The following is an 11,987-nucleotide window of genomic DNA, read 5'->3' as shown; positions in this document are numbered from 1 at the left end:
CCGACAGGGGGCGCTCCAGCTGACGGAATGACCATGCGGCCGCACAAGTCTGCCGAGGTATTGCCATCGCTTCTCCACGGACCGGACTGGCCCGCACGTATTGTGCGCAGTGCGCCCGTGCTGCTTGCCTATCTCGATATCGACCAGCGATTCCTCTATGCCAACGAGGTCCATCGCAGCTGGCTCGGCATCGATCCGCAGACCCTGCTGGGCCGCCGCCTGATCGAGGTGATCGGCAAGCGCAACCACCAGCTTGCCAATGCCGCCCTGGAAAAGGCATATGCCGGCCAGATGGCCAGCTACGAAGGCGAGCTCTACAACGGCAGCGAACGGCGTTACGCGCACGGCAACTTCCAGCCGGATTTCGATACGGCCGGCCACGTGCGTGGCGTGTTCACCGCGCTGGTCGACATTACCGAACGGCGCACGCTGGAATTGCAGCTGCACGAGAGCGAGCAGCGCTTCTTCGGCGCGTTCCAGCACGCCGCGATCGGCATGGCGCTGGTTCACCCGGATGGCCGTTTCCTGCGCGTCAACACCGCGGTATGCCAGATGCTCGGCTACCGCGAGGAGGAAATGCTGGCACTGAACATCACCGAGATCACCCATCCGGATGACATGGCCGCCGACATGGCGCTGCTGGCGCAACTGCTGGCCGGTCAGCGGGAGTCGTACCAGCTGGAGAAGCGCAATTTCCACAAGGACGGCCACACCGTCTACATCCAGCTCAGCGTGTCGCTGGTGCGCGACGACCAGGGCACGCCGCTGTACTTCGTCTCGCAGGCGCAGGACATCAGCGAACGCAAGGCCTTCGAGGACGCGCTGCATCGCGAGCGCGAACTGGCCGAGGTGACCCTGCGTTCGATTGGCGACGCCGTGATCACCACCGATCCGCAGCTGCACGTCACCTCGCTCAATCCGATCGCCGAGGCAATGACCGGCTGGACCGACAGCGAAGCCCAGGGCCGACCGATCGAGGAGATCTTCCAGCTGTTCGATGCGCAGCAGATCCAGCCGGTGGCCAACCCGCTGCGCGCGGCGATCGAACACAACACCATCGTCGATCTCGCCGGCAAGACCCTGTTGCGGCACCGGCATGGTTTCGACACGCCGGTGGAGGATTCCTCGGCACCGATCCACGACCATGCCGGCAACGTGATCGGCGGCGTGCTGGTATTCCACGATGTCAGCGAGACCCGTTCGCTGGCGCTGAAGATGATTCACCTGACCCAGCACGACACGCTCACCGGCCTGCCCAACCGCAGCCAGCTGCAGGCACATATTGGCCAGGCGTTGGTCACGGCTGAGCGGCGCCAGCAGCGCGCCGCGCTGCTTTATCTCGACATCGACAACTTCAAGCAGATCAATGAACAGCACGGGCACGCCGACGGTGACCGCGTGCTGCGCGCGCTCGTCGCACAGATCCAGCGCTGCCTGCCTGGCGACGAACTGCTGAGCCGCTACGGTGGCGACGAGTTCATCGTGATACTGCCGCATCTGGACAGCGTGGGCGAGGCGGCCAACCTGGGCCAGATCCTGATCAACCACTGCGAACAGATCCGCGTCGACGGTCTGCCGGAACTGGCCTTGCGCGTCAGCATCGGCATCAGCGTCTATCCGGACGATGCGACCGAACCGGAAAGCCTGTTGCAGCACGCCGAAACCGCCCTGGTCGCTGCCAAGGCGCAAGGCCAGCACGGCTACCGCTTCTTCACACCGGCCATGAATGAACGCGCGCAGGCGCGGCGCCGCATCGAGAGCGCCCTGCGCCAGGCACTGCCGCGCCACGAACTGAGCCTGCATTACCAGCCCAAGGTGGATGCCCAGGATGGCCGGATTGTCGGTGCCGAGGCCTTGCTGCGCTGGCACGTGAACGGGCAGGAGCTGCACAAGCCGGACCAGTTCATCCCGGTCGCCGAGGACAGCGGGCTGATCCTGCCGATCGGTGCCTGGGTGCTGCGCCAGGCCTGCAAGCAGGCGCGGTTGTGGCAGCAGCAGGGACATCGCATGCCGGTTTCGGTGAACGTGTCGCCGCTGCAGTTCCAGCACGCCGATTTCTATACCTGGCTCGACGACGTCCTCAGCGAGAGCGGTCTCGAGGGTCACCTGCTCGAACTGGAGCTGACCGAGCGCATGGTGATGTCAGGTGGCGAGAGCACCGCCAATCTGTTGCGGCGGATCAAGCAGCGCGGTGTGCGGCTGTCGCTGGATGATTTCGGCACCGGCTACTGCAGCCTGTCCTACCTGAAGCATTTCCCGATCGACGCGCTGAAGATCGATCGCGCGTTCGTGCGCGACCTCACCACCGACCGCGACACCGCCACGATCACCCGCGCGATCATCGCGATGGCGCGCAGCCTCAACAAGGACGTGATCGCCGAAGGCGTGGAAACCCCGGAGCAGGGCGCGTTCCTGCGCCATGCCGGCTGCTCGCAGCTGCAGGGCTTCCTGTATGGCGTGCCGATGCCGGCCACGGAATTCCAGCAGCTGCTCGCCGATACCGCCGGCCACGCCCCGGCGCGGACTACTCCGCTGTCTTGAGCGGGTTGCCACCGAGCAGGCTTTCATACATCCAGTAGTGGCAACGCTGCATGCCCAGTCCGGCATAGGTGGTCTGCGCACGCTGGTTCTCGGTCTCCACATACAGCCGCAGACCAACCGCGCCGGCCGCGGCGGCGCGCTGCACGACATCCGCATACAAGGCACGGAACACACCGCCGCGACGTGCCTCGGATACCACGTACACGCTCTGGATCCACCAGTAGTCACCGCAGCGCCAGTCGCTCCATTCGTACGTCACCAGCAGGCTGCCCGCGGCCACGCCATCGCGCTCGGCAATCAGGTAGAAGCCCCGCTGCGATTGCGCGAACACGCCGGCGATGCCGCGTTCCAGCACCGCCGGATCGAGGCGTTTCCGCTCGGTTTCCCACGCCATCGCGGCGTTCCATGCGAGCAGGTCGGGAATATCGGCAGGTGTGGCAGTGCGAATCAGCAGCGACGGCACGGAGCAACTCCAGTGAACAGGACGATGTTGCACATCCTAGCGTGCGTCGCCTTCACACGATGTCGCGTAGGGTCGGGGCCGGTGCCTGTAGACGCGGGATGCCATGAACGCATCGGCAAGCAAGCCGGCACCGGCCTTTCCGCGATGTGATCGCGTGCAAATCGAAGGAAAGCTCGAATTTTGAATATTGGAAGCACACTCGACCTGCTCAAGCTGCGCCGGCTGCGCGCCTTCCGTCGGCGCCGTGCAGCCGCACGCACGAAACCGGAGCAGGAGCCTGCACTGCGCGCGGAGCTATTCAGCGCCGACCAGATGGAGCGTCACGGCCAGACCCTGGCCGACCAGCACCGGCTGAGCACGCGTGCCAGCGCAAACCTGCTGCTGGCGCGGCTGGCCGACAACGAAGCGGTACTGATCCATGCCTGCGAACGGCTCACCGCGGCGACCCGGCTGCGTCGACGCATCACCCCGGCCGGTGAATGGCTGCTCGACAACTTCTACCTGATCGAGGAACAGATCCGCATCGCCCGTCGACATCTGCCGAAAGGCTATAGCCGCGAACTGCCGCGACTGCAGAACGGCCCATCGATCGATCTGCCGCGCGTTTACGACATCGCGCTGGAAATCATTTCGCATGGCGACGGCCGCGTCGACATCAACAGCCTCAGCCGCTTCGTCAACGCCTACCAGACCGTCACCCCGCTCAAGCTGGGCGAGCTGTGGGCGATCCCGATCATGCTGCGGCTGGCATTGATCGAGAACCTGCGCCGGGTCGCCGCACGGGTGATCGCGGACTGGCGCTATCGCGGCAAGGCGGCGCGCTGGGCCGACGCGATGACCAGCACCGCCGAGCGCGATCCGAAGAGCGTGGTGCTGGTGGTCGCCGACATGGCGCGTTCGAACCCGCCGATGACCAGCCCGTTCGTCGCCGAAATGGCGCGCCGGCTGCAGGGGCAGAGTCCCGCGCTGGCATTGCCGTTGAGCTGGATCGAGCAACGCCTGTCCGAGTCGGGCCAGAGCATCGAGCACCTGGTGCAGCTGGAGGCACAGCAGCAGGCCGCCCATCAGGTGTCGGTTGGCAACAGCATCGGCAGCCTGCGCGCACTGTCGGCGATCGACTGGCGCGACTTCGTCGAGCACACCAGCCTCGTCGAGCAGCGGCTGCGCGAGGATCCGGCCGGTGTCTACGCCACGATGGATTTCGCCACCCGTGATCATTATCGCCATGTGATCGAAGCGCTGGCGCGCAAGCAGGTGCCGAGCGAGCAGCAGGTGGCCGACGCGGCGGTCGAACTGTGTCAGGACGACGCACTGACGGGAGACCCGGCATCGCTGCAACGGCATGTCGGCTTCTATCTGATTGACCAGGGTCGTCGTGTACTGGAGCAAAGACTCGGCATACGCCCGCCGCTCGCCGAAACGCTGCGCCGGCTGCTCGACCGGGCGCCGCTGCCGATCTACCTCGGCCTGCTGGTCTTGCTCACCTTCCTGTTTGCGCGCCCACTGGTACAGGCGGCCGCGCACGATCAGCTGCCACTGTGGACGCTGGTCGCGATCGCGATACCTGCGACGATCCTCGCCAGCCAGCTGGGGCTGAGCCTGCTCAACTGGCTGGCCACATTGACGGTGGCACCGCAGCGGTTGCCGCGGATGGATTATTCGAAGGGCATTCCGGCCAGCGCGCGCACGCTGGTGGTGATCCCGAGCATGATCGCCAGCGCGCAGGACATCGAGGATCTGGTGGAGTCACTGGAGGTGCGCTTTCTCGCCAACCGCGACGAACACCTGCACTTCGCCCTGCTCACCGATTTCACCGATGCCGCCAGTGAAACCCTGCCCGAGGATGCGGTGCTGCTGCGACTGGCGCGGCGGCGTATCGAGGCGCTGAACGATCAATACGGCACCGCGCAAGCCGACCGCTTCTTCCTGTTCCACCGGCCACGCCTGTGGAACGCGGCCGAGCAGTGCTGGATGGGTCACGAGCGCAAGCGCGGCAAGCTGGCCGATCTCAATGGACTTCTGCGCGGCCACGGACGCGAGCGCTTCCTGCTGATCGCTGGCGATATCGCGACACTGCCACCGGTGCAGTACGTCATCACGCTGGACACCGACACCCAACTGCCGCGCGATTCCGCGCACAAGTTCGTCGGCGCCATCGATCACCCGCTCAATCGCGCGGTGTACGACCCCGAACTGCGGCGCGTGGTGGCCGGCTACGCGATCCTGCAGCCACGCGTGGGCATCAGCCTGCCCAGCACCGCGCGGTCACGTTATGCGCAGCTGTACGGCAGCGACGCCGGCATCGATCCGTATACGCAGATGGTCTCGGACGTCTATCAGGACGTATTCCACGAAGGCTCGTTCATCGGCAAGGGCATCTATGCCATCGATGCCTTCGAGCGCACCCTGGATGGTCGCTTCCCGGAAAACCGCATCCTCAGCCACGACCTGGTCGAAGGCTGTCACGCTCGCGCGGGCCTGCTCAGCGATGTGCAGCTGTACGAGGAATATCCGGCCCGCTACAGCGCCGACGTGAAGCGCCGCCATCGCTGGATCCGTGGCGACTGGCAGCTGATGCCGTGGCTGCTGCCGTGGGCGCCGACTGCGCACGACGGCTGGCGTCGCAATGCACTGACCGCATTGTCGCGCTGGAAGATTCTCGACAACCTGCGCCGCAGCCTGGTGCCCACCTCAATGCTGCTGTTGCTGATGCTTGGCTGGCTGGTGATGTCGCCCGCGCTGTCGTGGATGCTTGCGGTACTGGCGATGGTGCTGATTCCACCGCTGCTGTCAGCCTTGCTGGATCTGGTGCAGAAGCCGACCGAGGTGCAACTGGATCAGCATCTGCGCGCCGCGCTGCGCGCCATGGGCCAGCACTTTGCGCGGATGGCGCTGGCGCTCGCGTGGCTGCCGCACGAAGTGCTGTACAGCCTCGATGCGATCGTGCGCACGCTGTGGCGGATGCTGGTCAGTGGACGCCTGCTGCTGCAATGGCAGACCTCCAGCGACGTGGAACGGCACAGCAACAACGCGCCCGGTACGCTGTGGCGCCTGATGTGGGTCGGCCCGCTGCTGGCGGTTTTGCTGGCCGTGGCGCTGGCGCTGCAACGTCCACTGGTGCTGATCCTCGCTGCGCCACTGCTGGTGCTGTGGCTGCTGTCGCCCACGATCGCCTGGTGGATCAGCAAACCGCGCGTGCCCACCACGTTTGCGCCGACGGTCGTGCAGTTGCGCTTCCTGCGCACGCTGGCGCGCCGGACCTGGGCGTTCTTCGACGCCCATGTCGGACCGGACGATCACTGGCTGCCGCCGGACAATCTGCAGGAACAGCCCGCGCCCGCGATCGCCCACCGCACCTCGCCGACGAATATCGGGCTGGCCCTGCTGGCCAATCTGGCCGGTCATGACTTCGGTTTCCTGAGCACTGGCCGGCTGCTTGAACGCACGCGCCAGACGCTGACCACGATGCGCACGCTGCCGCGCCATCGCGGCCACTTCTACAACTGGTACGACACGCTGAGCCTGCAGCCGCTGGCGCCGCTGTATATCTCGGCGGTGGACAGCGGCAACCTCGCCGGCCACCTGCTGACCTTGCGACCGGGCCTGCTGGGGCTGCTCGATGAACCGGTGTTTCAACCAAGTGCGCTGCAAGGCCTGCTCGATACGCTCGGCGTGCTGCACGATACGCTCGACCGCGCCGGACTCGATGCGTTGAAGCCGATGCAGCAGGCACTGGAAACTGCGCTGGCCACGCCACCGGCCACCACCAGTGCGGCCGTGGCCTTGCTGCAACGACAACTCGACGAGGCCCATGCGCTGGCGCAGACACTCACCGTCGAACCCGGCAGCGATGCGGAATTCTGGCTCGACGCACTGCTTGTCCAGTGCAGCGACCTGTATGACGAAGCAATCGCGTTCAATCTCGATCCGCCATCCGATGATGACGGCGGCTTCAGCGGCATCCCCACGCTGCTGCAGCTGGCACGGATCGAACCGCTGTGCTGGCCATCTACGCATGACGCCGACGCCCTGCGCGAACGCGCGAACGCACGCATCGCGGTAATCGAACAACTGGCGCAGCAGGCCGGCGAACTCGCACTGATGGATTACCGTTTCCTGTACGACAGCGCACGCGACCTGCTGGCGATCGGCTACAACGTCGACGAGCGCCGGCTCGATGCGGGCTTTTACGACCTGCTGGCCTCGGAGGCGCGGCTGGCCAGCTTCGTGGCGATCGCGCAGGGTCAGCTGCCGCAGGACAACTGGTTCTCGCTGGGCCGCTTGCTGACCACCAGCGGTGGCGAACCGGTGCTGCTGTCATGGACTGGCTCGATGTTCGAATACCTGATGCCGATGCTGGTGATGCCGAGCTACGAAGGCACCTTGCTCGACCAGACCTGCCGCGCCGCGGTGGCGCGGCAGATCGAATACGGCAACCAGCTGAACCTGCCGTGGGGCGTTTCCGAATCCGGTTACAACACGCTCGATGCGCACTTCACCTACCAGTACCGCGCGTTCGGCGTACCCGGCTTGGGCCTGAAACGCGGACTCGGCGACGACGTGGTGATCGCGCCGTATGCCAGCGTCATGGCGATGATGGTGGCACCAGCCGCCGCCACCCGGAACCTGCAGCGACTGGCAGAAGGAGGCGTGCAAGGGCGCTTCGGCCTGTACGAAGCGATCGACTACACGCCGGCACGGCTGCCGCTGGGGCAGACCTCGGCGCTGGTGCGCTCGTTCATGGTGCATCACCAGGGCATGAGCCTGCTGGCGCTGGACTACGCGCTGCTGGGCAAGCCGATGCAGCGGCGTTTCGAATCCGACCCGCAGTTCCAGGCCACCAGCCTGTTGCTGCAGGAACGCATTCCACGCACGGCCGCTGAATACATACACACGTCCGGCGTCCCAGAAACGGACAGCCATTCGCGCGCCGCCGAAGCACGACTGCGCGTGTTCGCCGATCCGGACCGGTCGCGCCCGGCGGTGCAGCTGCTGTCGAACGGCCATTACCACGTGATGCTCAGCAGCGCCGGCGGCGGCTACAGCCGTTGCGGCGAGCTGGCAGTGACGCGCTGGCGCGAGGACATCACGCGCGACCACTGGGGCATGTTCTGCTACCTGCGCGATGTCGCCAGCGGCGAGTACTGGTCCACCACCTATCAGCCCACGCTGAAGAAGACCGAGCTGTTCGAAGCGATCTTCTCCGATGCGCGCGCCGAGTTCCGCGTGCGCGAACGCGACTTCGATGCACACACCGAGATCGTGGTGTCGCCGGAAGACGACATCGAACTGCGCCGCACCCGCATCACCAACCGCAGCCGCACGCGGCGCACGATCGAGCTGACCAGCTATGCCGAAGTGGTGCTGGCGCCGGCCCTGGCCGATGCGCTGCATCCGGCCTTCAGCAAGCTGTTCGTGCAGACCGAACTGGTGCGCGAGCTGCAGGCAATCGTATGCACTCGCCGGCCGCGCGCGCACGACGAAGCGGTGCCGTGGATGTGCCACCTGCTGGCCGTGCACGACGCCGACATCGACGAGATCTCGTATGAAACCGATCGCGCGCGTTTCATCGGCCGTGGCCGCAGCGCAGCGCAACCGCTCGCACTGGATCGCGAGCAGACGCAGCTGTCCAATAGCGCCGGTTCGGTACTCGATCCGGTGGTGGCGATCCGCTGCCGCATCACGCTGGAACCGGAGCAGTCGGCCACGATTGATCTGGTCACCGGCATGGCCCCCAGCCGCGACGCCTGCGTGCAGTTGATCGGCAAATACCGCGACCGCCATCTCGCCGACCGCGTGTTCGACCTGGCCTGGACGCACAGCCAGGTGCTGCTGCGCCAGCTCAACGCCAGCCTCGCCGATGCGCAGCTGTACGAGCACATGGCCACCTCGATCATCTACCCGAATGCGAACCTGCGTGCCGAAGCCGCGGTCCTGCGCGGCAACCGCCGCGGCCAGTCCGGCCTGTGGGGGCAGGCGATCTCCGGCGACCTGCCGATCGTGCTGCTGCAGATCAGCGACCCCGCGCGGATCGAACTGGTGCGCCAGCTGGTGCAGGCGCATGCGTACTGGCGGCTGAAAGGGCTGGCGGTCGACCTGGTGATCTGGAACGAGGATCGCGCCGGCTACCGGCAGGAGTTGCAGGACGCGATCATGGGTCTGATCGCCTCCGGCAGCGAGGCCAGCCTGCTCGATCGTCCCGGCGGCATCTTCGTGCGCCCCGCGCAGCAGTTATCCAGCGAGGACCGGATGGTGGTGCTAGCCAGCGCACGCATCATCCTGGCCGACAACCGCGGTAGCCTGGCCGAGCAGATCAGCCGGCGCCTGGTCGAGACGCATGCGCCGCGCTTCGAACCGAGCCGGCCGAAGCGTATCGCCAGCACCCTCGCACCGGCCGCATCCACGCTGCCCGTGCTGCAGCTGGCCAATCCGCATGGCGGCTTCACCGCCGACGGTCGCGAATACGTGGTCGTGCTGGCCGATGGCGACAGCACGCCCGCACCGTGGTCGAACGTGCTGGCCAACCCGCACTTCGGCACGGTGATCTCCGAGAGCGGCAGTGCGTATACCTGGGCCGAGAACGCGCACGAGTTCCGATTGACGCCGTGGCACAACGATCCGGTCGGCGATGCCGGCGGCGAGGCGCTGTACCTGCGTGACGAGGAAACCGGCCAGGTGTGGTCGCCAACGCCGCTGCCGTGCCGTGGCAGCGGTGAATACATCACCCGCCACGGCTTCGGCTACAGCGTGTTCGAGCATGTCGAGGACGGCATCCACTCCGAGTTGTGGGTGTACGTGGCGCTGGACGCCTCGGTGAAATTCTCGGTGCTGAAGCTGCGCAACGACTCCGGCCAGTCGCGCAAGCTCAGCGTCACCGGCTACGTCGAATGGCTGCTGGGCGATCTGCGCGAGAAGACCGCAATGCACGTGGTCACCGAATCGGACGCAGCCAGCGGTGCGCTGTTCGCGCGCAATGCGTACAACAGCGAGTTCCCGAACCGGGTGGCGTTCTTCGACCTCGAAGATCCCGCGCGCACCATCGACGGCGACCGCAGCGAATTCCTCGGCCGCAACGGCAGCATGGGCGCACCTGCTGCACTGGGCCGCACGCATCTGTCCGGCCGCCTCGGCACCGGACTCGATCCCTGCGCGGCGCTGCAGTCGAACCTGACACTTAATGACGGCGAGCAGCGGCAGGTGATCTTCCGGCTCGGGCTGGGCCGCAATGCCACCGACGCCGGTGCGCTGGTGCAGCGTTTCCGCGGCAACGGCTCGGCCGCCGACGCGCTGGCCAAGGTTCGTGCGCACTGGGCGCGCACGCTGGGTGCGGTGCAGGTCCGCACGCCGGAACCCGCGCTCGATGTGCTGGCCAACGGCTGGCTGCTGTACCAGACCATCGCCTGCCGGCTGTGGGCGCGCAGCGGCTACTACCAGTCCGGCGGCGCATTCGGCTTCCGCGACCAGCTGCAGGATTCGATGGCGGTGATCCACGCCGCACCCGAACTGGCCCGCGCGCAAGTGCTGCTGTGCGCGGCACACCAATTCCCCGAAGGCGACGTGCAGCACTGGTGGCATCCGCCGCTGGATCGCGGCGTACGCACCACCTGTTCCGACGACTACCTGTGGCTGCCACTGGCCACCAGTCGTTACGTGCTGGCCACCGCCGACACCGGCGTGCTGGACGAGAAGGTCGGCTACATCGAAGGTCGACCGCTGCATCCGGGCGAAGAGTCGTATTACGACCTGCCGCAACATTCCGGGCTGCGCGAAACGCTGTACCAGCATTGCGTGCGCGCGATCGAACACAGCCTGCCGCGCGGCACGCACGGGCTGCCGCTGATCGGCAGCGGCGACTGGAACGACGGCATGAACCGGGTCGGCGAGAAGGGCTTCGGCGAAAGCGTATGGCTGGGCTTCTTCTCCTGCGAAGTGCTGACGCGTTTCGCCGAAGTGGCGCGGCTGCATGCAGACGAAATTTTCGCGCTGCGCTGCGAGGATGAAGTCGCCAAGCTGCGCAGCGCGCTGGAACAGCACGCCTGGGATGGCGCCTGGTACCGCCGCGCCTACTTCGACGACGGCACGCCGCTCGGCTCCAGTAGCAACGACGAATGCCGCATCGACTCGATCGCGCAGAGCTGGTCGGTACTGTCCCATTCGGGCTCGCCCGAACGCCAGCAGCAGGCGATGACCTCGCTCGACCAGCATCTGGTGCGTCGCGACGCCGGCCTGGTGCAACTGCTCGATCCGCCATTCGACAAGTCGCCACTCGATCCCGGCTACATCAAGGGCTATGTCCCCGGCGTGCGCGAAAACGGCGGCCAATACACGCACGCCGCGATCTGGGCCACGATGGCCTTCGCCGAACTCGGCGACAGCGCCCGTGCGTGGGAACTGCTGCGCATGATCAACCCGGTCAGCCACGGCAGCGACGCGACAGAAATGGACGTCTACAAGGTCGAGCCCTACGTGGTCAGCGCCGATGTCTACGCGGTCGAGCCACACGTCGGCCGCGGCGGCTGGAGCTGGTACACCGGCTCCGCCGGTTGGATGTACCGGTTGATCGTCGAGTCGCTACTCGGCCTGCGGCTGGAAGCCGCCCGCCTGCGCTTCGCGCCGGTGCTGCCCGCGGAGTGGGAAGGGTTCTCGCTGGACTACCGCCATCACGACACGCTGTACCGGATCAATCTGCGGCAGAGCGATGTCGGCACGGTGAGTACGGTGTGGCTGGATGGGGTGGCGCAGGCGGATGGATGCATTGCGCTGGTCGATGATGGGGTGGAGCACAGCGTGGAGCTCAATCATCCGCGTACGCAGTGATCGGCGTCTCTCGCTCATGAAGATCGGTCATTTCCGACCGATGAACACTGCGAGATTAGGTTGCAGGATTAGGCTGCGACTAAGAAAGCAAATAGCTGATTTCCTTGCACTGCCACCCACTATCTACATCGTGTGCAGGGATTAGGCTGCAGGGATTAGACTGCAC

General features: G+C 66.1%; 3 protein-coding genes. 2 read left to right on the top strand and 1 reads right to left on the bottom strand.

Annotation, left to right across the window (positions count from 1 at the left end):
- Nucleotides 1-33 precede the first annotated feature (33 nt).
- Complete coding sequence (locus tag B0E51_RS13115; protein ID WP_077445374.1) at nucleotides 34-2,541, top strand: GGDEF and EAL domain-containing protein; 2,508 nt, start codon at nucleotides 34-36, stop codon at nucleotides 2,539-2,541.
- On the opposite strand, the gene B0E51_RS13110 is transcribed toward B0E51_RS13115, so the two are convergent.
- On the bottom strand, nucleotides 2,525-3,004 hold the full coding sequence (locus B0E51_RS13110; RefSeq protein ID WP_077445344.1) for a GNAT family N-acetyltransferase: 480 nt from the start codon (nucleotides 3,002-3,004) through the stop codon (nucleotides 2,525-2,527). The two genes, B0E51_RS13115 and B0E51_RS13110, sit on opposite strands and share 17 nt — an antisense overlap.
- A gap of 180 nt (nucleotides 3,005-3,184) precedes the next feature.
- Here B0E51_RS13110 and B0E51_RS13105 point away from each other — a divergent pair, with 180 nt between their 5' ends.
- Nucleotides 3,185-11,821 carry a glycoside hydrolase family 94 protein gene (locus B0E51_RS13105; protein WP_077445343.1) on the top strand — a complete coding sequence of 2,879 codons (8,637 nt, stop codon included), beginning with the start codon at nucleotides 3,185-3,187 and terminating at the stop codon, nucleotides 11,819-11,821.
- Nucleotides 11,822-11,987: the final 166 nt, after the last annotated feature.

Origin of the sequence: Rhodanobacter sp. C05 (assembly GCF_002001165.1) — a bacterium.
Lineage (GTDB): Bacteria > Pseudomonadota > Gammaproteobacteria > Xanthomonadales > Rhodanobacteraceae > Rhodanobacter.
This window is presented reverse-complemented; position numbering and strand designations above follow the sequence as displayed.